At 68.4% G+C, this 16349-nt stretch carries 18 protein-coding genes; 7 read left to right on the top strand and 11 right to left on the bottom strand.

Going from position 1 to position 16349, the window contains the following annotated elements; all coding sequences use genetic code 11:
* Positions 1-91: 91 nt before the first annotated feature.
* Genes V7004_RS11555 through V7004_RS11585 form a run of 7 tightly spaced genes read right to left on the bottom strand, consistent with a single transcriptional unit; the run spans position 92 to position 5716 of the window.
* A complete protein-coding gene (locus V7004_RS11555) occupies positions 92-934 on the bottom strand; it encodes a PIG-L deacetylase family protein (RefSeq protein WP_334144122.1) in 843 nt (280 codons plus the stop codon).
* Positions 931-1233: a hypothetical protein gene (locus tag V7004_RS11560; protein ID WP_334144123.1), complete on the bottom strand. Its 303-nt coding sequence runs from the start codon at positions 1231-1233 to the stop codon at positions 931-933. Before V7004_RS11560 ends, V7004_RS11555 begins: the two co-directional genes overlap by 4 nt.
* A 17-nt stretch (positions 1234-1250) precedes the next feature.
* Positions 1251-1925: a PRC-barrel domain containing protein gene (locus tag V7004_RS11565; protein ID WP_334144124.1), complete on the bottom strand. Its 675-nt coding sequence runs from the start codon at positions 1923-1925 to the stop codon at positions 1251-1253.
* A 9-nt stretch (positions 1926-1934) separates the two neighbouring features.
* Complete coding sequence (gene qcrB / locus V7004_RS11570; protein WP_334144125.1) at positions 1935-3365, bottom strand: cytochrome bc1 complex cytochrome b subunit; 1431 nt, start codon at positions 3363-3365, stop codon at positions 1935-1937.
* Complete coding sequence (locus V7004_RS11575; protein WP_334144126.1) at positions 3362-4312, bottom strand: ubiquinol-cytochrome c reductase iron-sulfur subunit; 951 nt, start codon at positions 4310-4312, stop codon at positions 3362-3364. The genes qcrB and V7004_RS11575 overlap by 4 nt, the downstream gene beginning before the upstream one ends.
* Complete coding sequence (qcrC, locus tag V7004_RS11580; RefSeq protein WP_334144127.1) at positions 4305-5141, bottom strand: cytochrome bc1 complex diheme cytochrome c subunit; 837 nt, start codon at positions 5139-5141, stop codon at positions 4305-4307. The genes V7004_RS11575 and qcrC overlap by 8 nt, the downstream gene beginning before the upstream one ends.
* Complete coding sequence (locus tag V7004_RS11585) at positions 5138-5716, bottom strand: cytochrome c oxidase subunit 3 (RefSeq protein WP_334144129.1); 579 nt, start codon at positions 5714-5716, stop codon at positions 5138-5140. Before V7004_RS11585 ends, qcrC begins: the two co-directional genes overlap by 4 nt.
* A gap of 65 nt (positions 5717-5781) precedes the next feature.
* Between V7004_RS11585 and V7004_RS11590 the strand changes: the two genes are divergently transcribed.
* The 4 genes from V7004_RS11590 to ctaF are packed head-to-tail and all read left to right on the top strand — an operon-like array spanning position 5782 to position 9621.
* Complete coding sequence (locus V7004_RS11590; protein WP_334144130.1) at positions 5782-6651, top strand: cytochrome c oxidase assembly protein; 870 nt, start codon at positions 5782-5784, stop codon at positions 6649-6651.
* Entirely contained in the window at positions 6648-7439 is a 792-nt protein-coding gene (coxB, locus tag V7004_RS11595; protein WP_334144131.1) for a cytochrome c oxidase subunit II, read from the top strand. Before V7004_RS11590 ends, coxB begins: the two co-directional genes overlap by 4 nt.
* The gene (ctaD, locus tag V7004_RS11600) at positions 7436-9136 is read left to right on the top strand and encodes a cytochrome c oxidase subunit I (RefSeq protein ID WP_334144133.1); all 1701 of its coding nucleotides are present in this window, start codon (positions 7436-7438) and stop codon (positions 9134-9136) included. The genes coxB and ctaD overlap by 4 nt, the downstream gene beginning before the upstream one ends.
* Positions 9133-9621: an aa3-type cytochrome oxidase subunit IV gene (gene ctaF, locus V7004_RS11605; protein WP_334144134.1), complete on the top strand. Its 489-nt coding sequence runs from the start codon at positions 9133-9135 to the stop codon at positions 9619-9621. The genes ctaD and ctaF overlap by 4 nt, the downstream gene beginning before the upstream one ends.
* Positions 9622-9625: 4 nt before the next feature.
* Here ctaF and V7004_RS11610 read toward each other — a convergent pair whose 3' ends face one another.
* The 3 genes from V7004_RS11610 to V7004_RS11620 form a co-directional block, all read right to left on the bottom strand.
* On the bottom strand, positions 9626-9892 hold the full coding sequence (locus tag V7004_RS11610) for a hypothetical protein (RefSeq protein WP_208028749.1): 267 nt from the start codon (positions 9890-9892) through the stop codon (positions 9626-9628).
* A gap of 99 nt (positions 9893-9991) precedes the next feature.
* On the bottom strand, positions 9992-11317 hold the full coding sequence (locus V7004_RS11615; RefSeq protein ID WP_334144136.1) for an MFS transporter: 1326 nt from the start codon (positions 11315-11317) through the stop codon (positions 9992-9994).
* An 8-nt stretch (positions 11318-11325) separates the two neighbouring features.
* Positions 11326-13155: an AMP-dependent synthetase/ligase gene (locus V7004_RS11620; RefSeq protein ID WP_334144137.1), complete on the bottom strand. Its 1830-nt coding sequence runs from the start codon at positions 13153-13155 to the stop codon at positions 11326-11328.
* A 195-nt stretch (positions 13156-13350) separates the two neighbouring features.
* Here V7004_RS11620 and V7004_RS11625 point away from each other — a divergent pair, with 195 nt between their 5' ends.
* Positions 13351-14544: a thiolase family protein gene (locus V7004_RS11625; RefSeq protein ID WP_334144138.1), complete on the top strand. Its 1194-nt coding sequence runs from the start codon at positions 13351-13353 to the stop codon at positions 14542-14544.
* A gap of 112 nt (positions 14545-14656) precedes the next feature.
* Positions 14657-14986, top strand: a complete 330-nt coding sequence (locus V7004_RS11630) for a hypothetical protein (RefSeq protein ID WP_334144141.1) — start codon at positions 14657-14659, stop codon at positions 14984-14986.
* Between the two features lie 237 nt (positions 14987-15223).
* Here the strand turns inward: V7004_RS11630 and V7004_RS11635 are convergent, their stop codons facing one another.
* Positions 15224-15556 carry a cell division protein CrgA gene (locus tag V7004_RS11635; RefSeq protein ID WP_334144142.1) on the bottom strand — a complete coding sequence of 111 codons (333 nt, stop codon included), beginning with the start codon at positions 15554-15556 and terminating at the stop codon, positions 15224-15226.
* A 140-nt stretch (positions 15557-15696) separates the two neighbouring features.
* On the opposite strand from V7004_RS11635, the gene V7004_RS11640 reads away from it, so the two are divergent.
* The gene (locus V7004_RS11640) at positions 15697-16287 is read left to right on the top strand and encodes an anthranilate synthase component II (RefSeq protein WP_334144143.1); all 591 of its coding nucleotides are present in this window, start codon (positions 15697-15699) and stop codon (positions 16285-16287) included.
* Positions 16288-16349: the final 62 nt, after the last annotated feature.

The following is a 16349-nucleotide window of genomic DNA, read 5'->3' on the forward strand; positions in this document are numbered from 1 at the left end:
CTCCCGTTCTGTTCACCGATTCGCGCCCGTGAGCCGCGGATCGATGAACAGTTCGGAAGGGGGGCAGCGCGGGTTCAGGCGGAGGAACCGGTCAGGCGAAGTACTGGCGAAGCCTGCGATCGACGTCGGCACGGAACCGGTCGATCGCACTGGTGACGTAGGTGACCGGGTCAAGATCGTCGTTCACGATCAGCGGCGCGAGGTCCATCGCCACGGTCACCTCGTCGAAGGCATCAGGCCCCCGAGGATCGTCGAACACCGCATTGGCCCGCCTCCGGCCCGCGGCGGCCAGGTCGAAGCGCTTCCCACCCTCAATCTGGGTGCGGAACACAGCCATCAGACCCTCCGCGAGATCCGCGAACGGAGTGACATCGAGCCGGACCTTCTCGTGGTCGCCGAGCCAGTCGAGATCACGCCAGCCCTCGCAGCCCACCAGACGCGCCGGCCGCTGCTGCGGGGCCAGTGAGCGGATGGCGCGCACCACAGCGCACCCCACCGCCACGTGGGTGGGGTGCTTGTCGGCGAGGTTGTGCGTGTACACGTTGACCGGGCGGGTCCGCTCCAGCAGTGCCGCCAGCTCGCCGACCAGCGACTCGAACCCCTCGGGCGAGCGCACATCGCCACTTGGGCGGCCGAGGAGAACAACGGCGGAATAGCCACCGAGGTCGGCGGCGCGGATCTGCTCCTCGCGGCGGGCCGCGACCAGCTCAGGGGCGGTCAACCCCTCCGACTGGCCCGATCGCGCCGAACCGGCTCCATCAGTGCAGACAATGCCGGTGAACCAGCGGTGCTCGTCCGCCGCGCACTGGCCGATGGCCGCCACGGCCAGCAGCTCGAGATCGTCAGGATGGGCGACGACGCCGAGGTCGGTCGTGCGAGCGAGCGCCTCGGGCCCACCGGAGCCGTCGGGGACATGGAGGTCGGCGGGCCTCACTCGCCGCTGTCGCCGCCGGAGTCGCCTGCCTCCCGCTCAGGTCCGCTCGCTCCTCCGGTCAGCGGACCGGTGACTGCCTGCACCACGGACTTCGCGAGCTCTCGCTGGGTCTTGAGTACTCGCTCGGTGAACTCGAAGGCGTCGTCGAGCAACTTGTCGATCGCCTCACGGTCACCCGGTGCGACCGATGCCAAGTTGTCTGCGAAGGAGCGGCCGGCGTCGAGGATGGCCTCCTGGCTGCGGCGCACCAACTCGAAGACCTGGTCCTGCAATTTGCTGATGTCCGGTGTCTCTGCCATCGGGACCTCCTGTCTCGCTACTGGTGCGGATGGTCGGCGCGGTCTCGCCCTCGATCCGTCTCTACGTGACGATGCCGCTGAACGGGGATCTTCGGGAGCGCCTCCACCGCGGCCACGTCCAGGTCCAGCACAACTTGACCTTCGTCAAAGCGGGCCGAGCCGACAGGGATCAACACGTCATCGTCGTGGCGGAAGATGTGACCCTGACGCAGGACGATGTGCGTGATGTGCCCGTCGGCCGGATCCACCAGGAACTCGTCGACCTGCCCGAGCCTCGACCCGTCGGAGGCGAGGACCTCGTCGCCGCGCCTGATCGACACCTCACCCTTCGGGATGCGCTCGTGCTCAGCGAGCGCCCAACCTTCGATGGGGGACACGTACGGCTCAAGGAAGTAGGAACCAGGATCCAGCGCCAGCTCGTCGTAGGTGATCGCCGGATCGGGCCGGTCGTAGCTCGGCTCGTCGAACCGGTCACACTGCTCGATCTCGGCGTCGTCCAGCCTGACCGACACGACCTCCGGTGTCGCTTCGAGGACTGCGCTCTCGGGCACCAGGACGCGTGGACCGAGGCGGTGGCGCAGCACCACGAGGTGCGTGACCCGGCGGCTGGTCGGATCGACGATCAGAGCGTCGACCCGACCCAGATCGCCCTGGGGACCTCGCACCACCGCGCCGACGCGGAACTGGCTCACGGCGTGATGCTACGGCACCGGTCCGGCGTGAGCCGGGTCTCCGGGCGCCAGTCGTCCAGCCGCCGCTCGTCCAGAGCCCGGTCCCGAGCGCCCGGAAGCCTCCACCTCCACCGGGCCGTCCCGTCGTTGCAACTCCTTGCACACCCGGTACGTCACGACCCCCACGACGGGAGGCACGACGAAAAGCAGCACCCGGAACGCCACCAGAACGGCGTTGAGCGAGAGATCGAACGCGATCGCGAGCACGTCGTTCGACCCCGCGAACCCCAGCACCGTGTAGAAGGACAGTGTGGCTGCTCCCAGGGCGGTGCGCACCGGCCGGTCACGCGGCCGATCGAGCACGTGGTGCTCCCGCCGATCCTTGGTGACCCGGGCCTCGATCCAGGGCCAGAGGTAGAGCAGGGTGAAGGTGACCCCAGGCAGCAGGACGGCCGCCCAGAACGGGTTCGGGATCTGGTAGCCCCAGCCCCGCCACTCCCAGTTGGGCATGAGGCGAAGGGCACCTTCGAGCCAGCCCATGTACCAGTCCGGCTGGGAGGCCGAGCTGACGTTCTGGGGCTGGTAAGGCCCCCACATCCACACCGGGTTGATCTGTGCCAGCCCGCCCAGCGCCGCGAGCACCGCACCGACCAAGAAGAACAGGCCGCCTGCCTTGAACGCGTAGGTGGGCCAGAGCCGCTCCCCCACGACGTTGTCCTCTCGGGCCCCCTTGCCCGGGAAGTGGGTGTGCTTGTGCCGGACGAGCAGACCCAGATGCAGCGTCAGCAACCCGGTGATGATCACCGGGACGATGAGGATATGGATGGCGAACAGCCGCGGGATGATGTCCTCGCCGGGGAACCCCCCTCCGAAGAGCAGCGACGCGGCCCAGGGGCCGATGAAGGGCACGGAGAGCAGTACCGAGTACGCGATGCGCACGCCGGTGCCCGAGAGCTGATCATCCGGGAGGGAGTAGCCGGCGAACCCGTTGAGGATCCCCAGCAGCAGGAGGGTGATCCCGATGACCCAGTTCAGCTCTCGGGGACGCCGGAACGCCCCGGTGAAGAAGACACGGGCCAGGTGGACCACGATCGCGGCGACGAAGACCAGCGCCGCCCAGTGGTGCATCTGCCGCATCACCAGCCCGGCGCGGACATCGAAGCTGAGATCGAGGGTCGACTTGTAAGCCTGCGAGACCTCGACCCCGCGTAAGGGCGCGTAGCTGCCCTCGTACACCACCGGTTCCGTGCTGGCCTTGAAGAAGAACGTCAGGAAGACGCCGGTGATGACCAGCACGACGAACGAGTAGAGGGCGATCTCGCCGAGCAGGAACGACCAGTGGTTGGGGAACACCTTCTGCAGGGTGCCCCGGGCCGCTCGGGCCACCCCCACCCGGTCATCGACCCATCGGGCCAGTCGACCGACCCGGTTCCGAGGCGACGGGTGCTCTCGCCGGCTCACGGGTTGCGCTCCCACTGGCGGTCCTGGTTCCAGAATCCCGGCCCGATCGGATCCGAGAACCCACCCTCGGCGATCAGGTAACCCTCGTCGTCCACCCCGAGGGGGAGCTGTGGCAACGACGTGGCTGCCGGGCCGAAGACCGGTTTCGCTCCCTGGTACACGTCGAAGGTCGACTGATGGCAGGGGCAGAGCAGTTGGCCGAACCTGGCCTCGTAGAGGCCGACCGGGCACCCGACGTGGGTGCACACCTTCGAGTAGGCAACCAGGCCGTCGACCGTCCAGCCCTCCCGACCGGGCCTCGGCGTGAAGGTCCGCTCCGGATTGAGCCTGATGAGCAGGGTCTGCGCGTACTCGTCGTCGAGGCCACCTTCCGGGAACACGGTCAGCACGCCGTCGACGCGCAGATCCCCTGGGCGCACGGGGTTGCCGCCCTCGTCGACCAGCCGCATCCCGCGACGGAACGGCGAGCGCACCATCCACTCTCCCGGCCTCGGCCCCAGCGAGCGGATGGGGAACAGGACCGCCAAGCCGAGCGCAGCGCCTGCACCGATCATGAGCTTGGTGAGGAGGCTGCGACGCTCGAGCTCATACTCACCGGACTCGAAATCCGCGGCGAAGGCCTCGATCTCCTCCGGGGTGGAGGCCAAGCGACCTCGCGGCTCGACGTCGGGGCCCTCAGGCATGAACCGTTTGGCCCACAGCACCATCGCGATCCCGAAGCCACCGAGCGCGAGGGCGAGGAACACGCCCTCGAGCTGGGCCTGTCCGCCCTGCCAGTACACGACCGCCAAGCCGAGGCCTCCGATGATGCTGAGCACGAAAAAGGCGGCGGGGAGGCGTTCGCCGTGGCGGCGAGGGCCTCCCGCCATCGTCGCCCCGGCCGGTGCATCGTCCTCGGGCCCAGCTTCGGGCTTCGGGGCACCACCTGCATCGTGTGCCTCAGCCATGCGCCCTCCTGTGCTCACGACGCTCCCTCGTGATCCAGCGCGCGATCAGCACCAGGCCACCGAGCCCCACCAGCCAGGCCACGAGCCCTTCGGGAACCGGTCCGGCGGACCCGATCCGCAACCCACCCGGGTGTTCGGGATCCTGGAGGTAGAGGACGTACCGCACGATCGAGTCGAGCTGCTCGTCCGAGAGCGTGTCCGGTCCGAATACCGGCATCTGGCCGGGACCGACCCGAGGTGCCTCGCCGATCTGGGTCGGCGCCACATTGAGCAGCGGTGGCGCCTGGTTCCCGTGGCTGAGCGCACCACCTATGCCGGTGGAGTTGTGGCAGGCCGCGCAGTTCGCCAGGTAGAGCTGCGCTCCCTCGGTGAGATCTCCCCGCTCGGGCCGGATGTCGGGGACTGGCGGCCCGTCACCGAGCGACGCCACGTAGGCGACGAGCTGGATGATCTGTTCGTCGGTGTAGGCGGGTGGCTTGGCCGGCGCCTGCGGAGCGGGGGCGGCCAGCGGCATCCGGCCTGTGCGAAGGAAGAAATCGGCAGAGGCGGCGCCCACACCGACGAGACTCGGGTAGCCGGGTGTTCCCTTGCCCCCCACGCCGTGGCAGCTCACGCAGCCGGTGAGATACAGCTGCTCCCCTGCCGCTACCACCGCTGGGTCCCGATTGGCCTCGAGCTGGACCGCTGCGGCGCTGCCCGGTCGGGGCGTCGACCCCGCGGGATCGGGGACCGGCGACTCGCCGGCGTCGGCCTGGCCCGCTGCGATGGCCAGCGCGAGTGTTGCGCCGATGACGAGCAGCGTTGCCGCCAGGGTGGCCCGGACCTTCATCGGATGACGAACACCACGGCAAACAACACGACCCAGACCACATCCACGAAGTGCCAGTAGTAGCTCGTGACCCGGAGGGTCTGCGTGGACGGGACACGGCTGTAGCGGCTGAAGACCACCCAGCCCACGAGCACCAGCGCGACCAAGCCACCGAGCACGTGCAGCCCGTGGAATCCGGTGAGCAGGTAGAAGATCGTGCCGTAGGCATGGCTGTCGATGCCGAAGCCGAGGACCCGGTACTCGAGCACCTGGTTGGTCAGGAACAGCCCACCGAGCACGATGGTGGCGACCAGGTACCACAGCGCTGCCTGCCGCTGGCCGCGCTCGGAGGCGACAACTGCGGCGTGGATGGTGAAGCTGGAGGCCACCAGCACCGAGGTGAAGACCGCCGCCCGCAACAGGTCGAGGTGGACGTCGGCGGGTGGCCAATCCGGCGCGTTGTGAGCCAACAGCGCGAAGTAGGCGGCGAAGAGCCCGGCGAAGAACATGACCTCCGAAGCCAGCCAGATGACGACGCCGACGCCGAGAGGCGACGGCACGTCGTCCGGTCGGTCCACGGTGGCCACGCCGGTCACGTGCCCATGTTTGCAGAACCCTGCACCTCACGTGCTGCTCGGCACAGGACTACCGTCATGATCTGATGGAGGCGCTGCCACCAGTGTCGATCGAGAGCCTGGTGTCCCGATCGGCGCTCGCAGTACCCAGCGCGCTGCTCATCATCACCTGCGGCGTGCTCTATGTCCTCGGCGTGCGACGGCTGCGCGCCCGAGGCAGGCGGTGGTCCATCGCCCGCTCGGCTGCGTTCGGATCCGGCCTTCTGGTGCTGGCGATCGCGACCCAGTCCGGTGTAGCCGCCTACGGTCACGTGCTGTTCAGCGCTCACGTGGTCGAGCACGTGGCGATCGGCATGGTCGCCCCGTTCCTGCTCGCACTGGGCGCGCCCGTGACGCTCGCCCTGCAAGCCTCGAGCCGGCCCGTCCAGGTGCGGTTGCTGCGGGTGCTGCACAGCCGCCCGGTGTCTCTGGTCACCCATCCCGTCGTGGCATGGCTGCTGTTCGGTGTGACGCTCTTCGGGCTGTACTTCACCCCGCTCTACGAGCTCTCGCTCGAGAACCACGTGGTGCACCATCTGGTGCACATGCACTTCCTGCTCGCGGGCTCCGTGTTCTTCTGGGCGGTCATCGGCCTTGACCCGGTGAGCCATCGGATCCACTACGGCTTCCGTCTCCTGCTGGTCATGCTGACCGTGCCGTTCCATGCATTCCTGGGACTCGCGCTCATGGTCGGTGACCAACCTCTGGCGCGCAGCTACTACGAGCGCACGGCACGACCTGACGGTGCTCCACTCCTCGCCGATCAACACCTCGGCGCCGGGCTGATGTGGGCGGTGGGGGATCTCACCGGGCTCGTGGCAGGAGCGGTGGTCCTCACTCAGTGGATGGCACACGAGAGCCGCATCAGCCGCCGAGCCGACGCTCGTCAGGACCGCATGCTCGGGGCGGTCCGATGAGTGGCTCGATCGGACGCCGCCCCGTTACGGCGCTCGTTCTTCTCGTCTCGTCGGCGGCGTTTCTGCTCGTGTCCTGCTCCTCCACCGGTGGAGCACCGGACCAGGTCACCGAGCAAGGAAGGAACTTCACGCAGACCTGGCGGGTGTTTCTCTTCGGCGCGGTCGCGGTCACGGCCCTGATCTGGCTCCTGGTACTCGTGGCCGCGATCCGCTTCCGGCGCCGAGGCGACCGGGTACCGGACCAGCGGCAGTACAACATCCCTCTCGAGGTCCTCTACACGGTCGTGCCGGTGATCATCGTCGCCGCCCTCTTCACCCTCACGGTCGTGACCCAGCGGGGCTTCACGGACCTCGACAGTGACCCTGACCTCAGGGTTGAGGTCACTGGCTTCCAGTGGCAGTGGCGGTTCGACTATGTCGACCAGGGAGTCACGGTCAACGGCACCGATGCGGCGATCCCACCGCTCGTGCTGCCTGTCGGGCGCACAGTGCGCATCGAGCTCCGGGCTGACGACGTGATCCACTCGTTCTGGGTGCCCGAGTTCCTCGAGAAGCGCGACCTCATCCCGGGGTTCGACAACGCGATCGACGTCACCATCACCAAGCCCGGGAGATGGCGAGGGCGGTGCGCGGAGTACTGCGGGCTGGATCACTGGAAGATGACTTTCGACGTCTATGCCGTGCCCGCGGCGGAGTACGACGCCTGGATCGCGCAGACCCGGTCGCTGCCCCAACCCGTCCTGGCCCCACTCGAGCTCCCACCCTCGACAACGGAGGCCTCATCGTGACCGTGCTCGACGACCGGCCGCCGGTGACCCCTGAGCCCGTACCCCCCGAAGCCCACGGGCATCCCACCGGATTGCTCCGGTGGTTCACCAGCACGGACCACAAGGACATCGGTCTCGCCTACATGGTGACCGCCTTCGGGTTCTTCCTCGTGGGCGGGGTCCTGGCGCTGGGGATCCGCGCTCAGCTCGCCCAGCCTGAGCAGCAGATCCTCAGCACCGACACCTACAACCAGTTCTTCACCATGCACGGCAGCATCATGCTGTTCCTGTTCGCCGGTCCATTCGCCTTCGGGTTGGCGAACTACCTCGTGCCAATCCAGGCGGGAGCGCGCGACATGGCACTGCCCCGCCTCAACCTGTTCTCGTACTGGGTCTACCTGGCGGGCGGTCTCACGATGCTGTCCAGCTTCCTCACCTCCAACGGCGCTCCGAGCTTCGGCTGGTTCGCCTACACGCCGCTCTCCGATGGCGTGCGCTCGCCCGGGGTGGGCGGTGACCTCTGGATCGCCGGTGTCGCCCTCACCGGCCTGTCGGGGATTCTCACCGCGGTGAACATCCTCACGACGGTGGCCACCATGCGCGCGCCCGGCATGACCATGTTCCGCTTGCCGATCTTCACCTGGAACATGATCGTCACCAGCATCCTGGTGCTCATCGCGTTCCCCGCCCTGACGGCAGCCGTAGTCATGCTCTTCGCTGATCGGTACTTCGGAGGCCACATCTTCGATGCCGCCAACGGAGGAATGCCCATCCTGTGGCAGCATCTCTTCTGGTTCTTCGGTCACCCGGAGGTGTACATCCTGGTCCTGCCGTTCTTCGGCGTGGTGACCGAGATCTTCCCCGTCTTCGCCCGGCGACCGGTGTTCGGCTACCGGGGCCTGGTGTTCGCCACGATGGCCATCGGGGCGCTCTCGATCGGTGTGTGGGCGCATCACATGTACGCCACCGGCGCAGTGCTGCTCCCCTTCTTCGCCGCACTCACCATGCTCATCGCGGTGCCGACGGGCGTGAAGTTCTTCAACTGGATCGGCACGATGTGGGGTGGCGAGCTCGTGTTCGCCACCCCGCTGCTCTTCGCGATCGGCTTCCTGGTCACGTTCGTGATGGGAGGGGTGACCGGGGTGATGCTCTCCTCTCCCTCGCTCGACTTCCACCTGCACGACTCGTACTTCGTGGTCGCCCACTTCCACTACGTGCTCTTCGGGGGTTCGGTCTTCGCGCTGTTCGCCGGCGTCTACTACTGGTTCCCGAAGTTCACTGGCCGGATGCTCCACGAGGGCTGGGGACATGTGCACTTCTGGATGATGTTCGTCGGATTCCAGCTCACCTTCTTCGTGCAGCACATCCTGGGCCTTGAAGGGATGCCCCGGCGCGTGTGGTCCTATCTCGAGAGCGACGGGTTCACGACCCTGAACCTGATCTCGTCCATCGGCTCCGGCATCCTCGGCGCCTCAACCCTCGTGTTCCTCTGGAACGTGTGGATCACCGCTCGCAAGGGGAAGCCCGCGGGGGCCGACCCGTGGGGCGGCCACACGCTGGAGTGGTGTACGCCCTCGCCGCCACCACCTGGGAACTTCGTCGAGGCCCTCCCGCCCATCCGCAGCGAACGGCCGCTGTGGGACCTCAACCACCCGCAGCACCGTTCACCCCGAGAACACGGTCGGCCCACCGACCAACCGACGGGATGGGTGCGATGAGCGACCGGCAGGAGGAATCGCCGGTGCCCGCGATCGAAGACGAGGGAGGCACCCACGTCGCCGCAGGGGTCGGCGCGGTCGAGCCTCCCGGGGGTCTGCCGACCGAATCGAGCGTCTTTCTCGCCATCGGTGGCTTCTACCTGCTCATCGCCGTCATCTACGCGGCGACGGCCTACGAATGGGCGGGCGTGGCGTTGCTGGGGCTGGCCAGCGTGTCCGCGTTCATCGTCGCCGGCTATCTCGCCTGGCGGGTCCGAGAGGTGCAGCCCGAAGCAGAGGCCACCGAGTACCCGGAGGTGGCGGGCCCCCCGGAGCACGAAGGGCTGTACCTCCCGCATGCCAGCGTGTGGCCGCTCGGAGCCGGCGCTGGCGCAGCGCTGGTACTCGCCGGTATCCCGTTCGGCTGGTTCGTCTGGCTCCCTGGCGCCGCGGTGCTCGGTCTCTCGCTGGTCGGTGCGGCCCGCCAGAGCCGGGACCGAGCCTGAGGGCTCAGCGCAGGTCCAGACGCCGCCGGTTGAGCGAGCGATCCAGGCGGGCGTTGATGCTCGGGGCCAGCGGGTCCTTGGCGAGGATGCGCAGGTTGCGGCCGGATCCTTCGATGAGAACCACGTCATCGACCCCGACACCCTCCGGCACCAGCGCAGCCGGGAAGTACCACTCCTCCTCGGGTTCGGTGATCACGATCGTCGCCACCTCGTCATCGAGGGCGATCACTACACCGCTGCGGGTCGTCGTGTCCATCAGGACCTCTGGCATCTCGTCGGGCCTCCCCACTTCCCTGTCGCTGCGCCGTCCGGGATCCACTGCGCTTATAGAGGAGCACGATTCATCAAATTGATGAATCGGCCGCGAGACTCATTTTTTGGGTCGATGGGCTGAGTCGGGCGGCCCATTCCCGTCCCCGTCGACGGGCGGACCAGCCGCACCTGGCTCCGGGGCCGACTCCTCGAGTTCCTGGAGTCGGGTCTCGGGGATCGCGATCAGCACCGCCCCTGCCGCTCCCGCGGGCAGCGCGATCATGGTGATCGCGCTGGCAAACCCAGCCACCCCAGCCACCGCACCGACCACAACCAGCCCCACGGTCGAGCCGACGACTCCCGCGCACACCAACCATCCGCCGACGGCCGCCCGCACGGACGTCGGGAACAGCTCCGTGGACAGCGCCAGGGCCGGCGGGGCGAACGCCGAGCCAGCGAGCAACCCCAGCGGATAGCCGACGGACAGCGCGAGGGTCGAGCCGCTGTAGGCCACGACGGCGGCGACGGCCAGCATCCCCAAGGCCCCGGCGGCGGCCGGGCGCCGGCCGACCCGATCGGAGAGTGCCCGCCCACCGAGCAGGCCGGCGAAACCCACGCCACCGCCGATCACCACCAAGGTGGCGGTGAGCGCACGGGACGCGCCCAGAACCTTCTCGGCGAACACGAACAAGAAGGTGTTGGCCGGACCGGTGATCACTGCCGCCGAGAAGACCAGCACGCCCATCGCCACCACCCGGCCCCGCGCCGCCCGCCGCAGCGGGGCGCTCGCGACCAGTCGCGGCAACGTCGCCTCCACCGAGCGCCTCCAGCGCCGGGGCTCCTCAACCAGTCGGGCGACGATCGGCAACACCGTCAGCGGCACGATCGCCAGCAGGAAGACCGCCCGGAAGCCCAACCCGCCCGGGACCGCAGCTCGCAGGACCGGGACCACCCCAGCGCCCACGCCGTAGGCGGCCGCCATCAGGGCCAGGGCCTTGGCTCGGTCGGTGGAGGCAGTGAGCTCGGCGACCAGCACCTCCCCGACGGTGTTGGCCGCGGTCAACAGCGGGCGCGCCGCGGCGAGCACCACGACCAGCCACCAGTAGGTGGGCATGGCGGCTGCCGCAACGGTCAGACCCAAGCCGAGCGCAGCCCAGGCGAGCAGGACCGGTCGCCGGCCGGAGCGGTCGGCCACCGCGGCCAACGGCAAGGCCGCGAGCGCCGTGATGCGGATGAGCCCCAACCCGGCGCCGAGCACGGTGCCAGGCAGCCCGGCCTGGTCAGCGAGGGACTCCCCGCTAAGGGGATGGCCGAAGTGCTCGGCGATGTCCGGTAGCACCGCGGCTGGAGCGAACAGGGACAGGCCGGCCGCTGCCGCGACGATCGCCGCGCCGGCGATCGGGCGACCGAACCAGCGGTGCAGTCCCAGCCCGCTCGGGGGCACTGCTCCGCTCAGGCGTAGAGCGCCTCGATGACGTCGTTGTACCTGGCCAGGATGCCCCGCCGCTTCAGCTTCGACGTGGGGGTCAGCACGTCGCTGTCGGGCAGCCACTCCTCCCCGAGGATCTGGACTTTCTTGACCCGCTCCGCGTTGCTGAACGCAGCCATACACTCCTTCACCCCACGATTGATCTCCTCGATCACCGCAGGGTGGCGGGCCAGATCGTGCAAGGTCTCGAACTCGATGCCGTGCTGCCTCGCCCACACCGGCGCGACATCCGGGTCGAGTGTGACCAGCGCGGCGACGAACGGCCGGTTGTCCCCGACCGCTGCCGCTTGGCCGACGAGCGGGATGGTCTTGAGGGCAGCCTCGAGGTTCGCCGGGCTGATGTTCTTGCCCCCGGCGGTGATGATGAGCTCCTTCTTGCGGTCCACCACCCGGAAGTAGCCGTCCTCGTCGACCTCGCCGATGTCGCCGGAGTGCAGCCACCCCTCCTCATCGAGGGCCTCCGCGGTCTTCTCCGGGTCCTTGAAGTAGCCGACGAACACGTTGCCGCCACGACAGATGATCTCACCGTCCTCCGCCAGCTTGACCTCACAGCCGGGGATGGCCGGCCCGACTGTTCCCGGCTTGATCCGCTTCGCCGCCCAGGTCATCGGCCCGCTCGATTCCGACATGCCGTAGATCTCCGTGAGCGGCACTCCGATCGCCCGGAACCAACGCAGGACCTCGACCGGGATGGGCGCGGCGCCGGTGATGGCCAGCTCACACTGGTCGAGACCGATGAGCTGGCGAACCCCTTTGAAGGCCACCTCGTCGAGAAAGTCGTAGGTCGCCCGCTCCTCGTCGGTCTCGGTCTCCCAGGCCATCTTCTCGGCGATGGGCTCGGCCGTGGCGATCGCCTCCGCGAACTGGCGCTCCTTCTCGGGATCGGCGGCGAGCGCCGCCTGCACCGCCGCGTGGATCTTCTCCCACACCCGCGGCACACCGAAGATGACGTTGGGCGAGACCAGCCGGGCATAGTCCGCGATCTGGGTGGGCTCGGGGCAGGTCGTGACCTCGTACCCCCCGAGCACGCCCATGTAGTGGGAGCTCATCCGCTCGGCGATGTGTGCCATCGGCAGGTACGAGACGATCCGCTTGCCGACCAGCTCGTCGTACGACCAGCCCATCGCGATGCGCAGGCTCTCGGCGGTCCAGCAGATGTTCCGGTGCGTGAGCATCACCCCCTTGGGGGGGCCGGTCGTTCCCGAGGTGTAGATCATCGTGGCAACCTGGTCCGGCTCGCAGTGCGCCACTGCTTCCCCGAGATCGGTGGGTTCGTGCGCCATCAACCCCTCGTAGGTGAACACGTCGGGAGGTGCGAGGCTCTGGGGGTCGCTGATGATGCCGAGGTGCGCGAGATCGGGCAGTTCGCCCCGGACCTCCAGGAACCGCTCGAGGAATCCGATGTCCTCCACGATGCCGAACAGGGCCTCGGCATGGCTCGCGAGGTACTGCACCTGTTCCGGCGAGGACGAGTTGTAGATCGAGACCGGCGTCGCTCCGCAGAAGTACGCAGCCATGTCGAGGATGTGGAACTCGGGGATGTTGCGCATCATCAGGACGATCCGCATACCAGGCTCCAGCCCCAGCTGCCGGTAGCCGGTCACGACCCGGGCGACCCGGTCGGCGTAGTCCCCGTAGGTGAGCTCTCCCCAGCTCTCGTCGGCCTTCCGCCACCGCAGCGCGATCTGGTCCGGATGTTGGCGGACGGTCTCCAGGAAACGGCTCGGCACCGTCCAACCCTCGACGGCCTGCATGATCTCCTCGCCCGAGATCCGGTCGCTGGCATCGGTCATCGGAACCCCCCTCGCTCTCGTCTGGCCATCACCAGTCTGTCGTTCAAGTGCGGGGTGTGCTCGCGCGGGCCACAGATCAAGCTTGGGCTCCCTCGAGCGGTCGCGCAGCAGGGTTGCGCCGGAGGACACCGAGCCGGCAGACTTGACCGACCGGTCTAGTTTCGTCGGCTCACGACCGAAGAGAGGATCCGAACCATGGCCACCGCAGTCATCGTCGACGCCGTCCGCACCGCCGGCGGCAAGCGCAACGGCAAGCTCTCCGGCTGGCACCCGGCCGACCTCGCCGCCGAGTGCTTGAAGGCACTGGTGGAGCGCAACGATCTCGACCCGGCCCTGGTCGACGACGTGATCATGGGCTGTGTCATGCAGGTGGGCGCGCAGGCGCTCAACGTCGGGCGCAACGCGGTGCTGGCCGCGGGCTGGCCGGAAGAGGTGCCCGCCACGACCATCGATCGCCAGTGCGGCTCGTCCCAGCAGTCGGCGCACTTCGCCGCCCAAGGGGTCATGGCCGGCGCGTACGACGTGGTGGTGGCAGCCGGGGTGGAGGTCATGAGCCTGGTGCCGATGGGCGCCTCCGCCATGGTGCAGAACGTGGGTTTCCCCTTCGGTGACGCCATGGGCCTCCGCTACGCCGACCGGGGGGGTCTCGTCCCGCAGGGCATCTCCGCCGAGCTCATCGCCGACAAGTGGGGCCTCACCCGCGAGGACCTCGACGCCTACGGACTGCGCAGTCAGCAGCTCGCGGCCCGGGCACGTGACGAGGGTCGCTTCGACAACGAGATCATCCCGGTCCGGGCCAAGCCCCGCGACAAGGAGACCGGTGAGCTCATCGCCACCGATGAGCTGGTTACCGCCGACGAGGGGATCCGGGAGACCTCGATGGAGAAGCTCGCCCAGCTCAAGCCGGCGTTCAAGGAGGACGGGAAGGTCACCGCCGGGAACTCCTCCCAGATCACCGACGGCGCGTCGGCGGCGCTGATCATGAGCGAGGAGAAGGCCAACCAGCTCGGCCTCACCCCGCGGGCGCGCTTCCACACGTTCGCCCTGGCGGGCGTCGACCCCATCACCATGCTGACCGGCCCCATTCCCGCCACCCACAAGGCGCTTGAGAAGTCAGGGCTGTCGATGGACGACATCGATCTGGTCGAGATCAACGAAGCGTTCGCCTCCGTGGTGCTCGCGTGGGAAAAGGAGCTGCACCCGGATATGGATCGGGTCAACGTGAACGGCGGCGCGATCGCCCTCGGCCATCCGCTCGGCTGCTCGGGCACGAAGCTGCTGGCCACGTTGCTCAACGAGCTCGAACGCACCGGCGGCCGTTACGGGCTGCAGACCATGTGTGAGGGTGGCGGTATGGCGAACGCCACCATCATCGAGCGGCTGGGCTGAACCGGCATTCGCCACGCGCGCCAGCAGCACCAGCGAGCGCTGCGGCTGGACAGCGCCAGGCTCGTAGGCTGATGGGGTGCCCAGGCGGGCACCCCATCAGCCTGTTCTGCCGATGCAACGCCTGAGCCTCAAGCACCCGGTGATCGTCGGCGTCGTCGTGCTCGGCTCGGCGGCCGCCCTCGTCGCGGGCCGCCCGATCGTTGACGTGGCGGTGGCCGCGGTCATCGCGTACCTGGTGCTGCGCGTGGGCGTGGCCATCCTCGGTGGGCTGGCCCATCCGCTGCCGGAGCCTCCTCCTCCTGGGGAGCTGCGGAAGGTGAAGATCACCTACCGGTGCACGATCTGTGGCGCCGAGGTCCGGATGACGATCGCCCCGGCCGAGGACCCCGAGCCCCCGCGGCACTGCCAGGAGGACATGGAGCTGGTGGCGCCGATCGACTGATGTGGCAGGCTCCAGCCCTTCCAGCTTCACATCTTCCACACGCCCAACATTTTCCACAGCATGTGGACCGGGCTGGGGAGGATCACACTCCCGTAACTTGTTCGACGCCTCGATGTGACCGGAGTGCAAGGATCGCCGTCGCCCTGTCAGGACACGGTCACGGAGCGTCCCGCGGTTCACGACGTCCTGTGGACAACCGCAGAGTGGAGGCAACGGTGTGCGATCAGGAGACCCGGTTCAGCGGTACTGGGTCGCCGTGATGATCCCCCCGAGGATCGAGCCCAGCCCGGCCAACAACCACCAGTTGCTGCGGGCGCCGGGGAGCAGGACGTCGACGTAGTGCAGGAAGATGATCACCATGCCCAGGCCGAACAGGGTGAACATGAGCACCGGCACCCACCGAGGGCTCTCGTAGTACGCGCTCGGGACCGGTGGTGTGTAGCGACTCGAGGCCTCCGGGGTGTGGGCCGCGGCCGGCTCGGCCCGCTTGCGGGGGTTGGAAGTGCCTCTCGGGGTGACCCGACCGGTGCCTTCGACCTTGCGCTTCGTGGGACGCTTCGGGTTGGCCACGGTCGGCCAGCCTACCCCGCGAGCGCATGGTGGCAGGTGCCCCCAACGCCGATCACCCCGCCCTCGACAAGGCGAGCGCCCACACAGGGGGAAAACGCCGTGGCCGGCTCGACCGGGAGCCGCGGTACCCTCCCAGCACCATGGGTGCTCGAGTGCTGGTCCTCGACAACTACGACAGTTTCGTTTACAACCTCGTCCAGTACCTGGGGGAGCTTGGAGCAGATCCTCTCGTGCACCGCAGCGACGCCCTCACCCTCGAGGAGATCGTGGCCCTCGACCCCGATGCGGTGCTCATCTCACCGGGCCCGGGCCGGCCGAGCGACGCCGGCCTCTCGAACGAGGTCATCCGGCACTTCGCCGGCCGGCGCCCGATCTTCGGTGTGTGCCTCGGCCACCAGTGCATCGGCGAGGTGTTCGGAGGCCGAGTCGTGCGAGCACCCGAGGTGATGCACGGGAAGACCTCGCTGATCCACCACCACGGCAGCGGGGTCTTCGAGGGTCTCCCGAATCCCGTGGAGGCCACCCGGTACCACTCCCTCGTGGTCGACCGGTCCTCGGTGCCCGACGTGCTGGAGATCACCGCCGAGACCGATGACGGGTTGGTGATGGGGCTGCGTCACCGGGAGTTCGACGTGGAGGGGGTGCAGTTCCACCCGGAGTCCATCCTGACCGTGGCCGGTCACGCACTCATGGGCAACTTCCTCGCCCGGGCCGGCTCGCCGGCCACCTGATCGCCGGAGCAGGCCGGCAGCCCGCGCAGGTCAGCCGCCGCCCCCACCGCCACCACCTCCCC

The sequence above is a fragment of the Rhabdothermincola sp. genome (assembly GCF_036846205.1).
GTDB lineage: Bacteria > Actinomycetota > Acidimicrobiia > Acidimicrobiales > Acidimicrobilacustridaceae > Rhabdothermincola.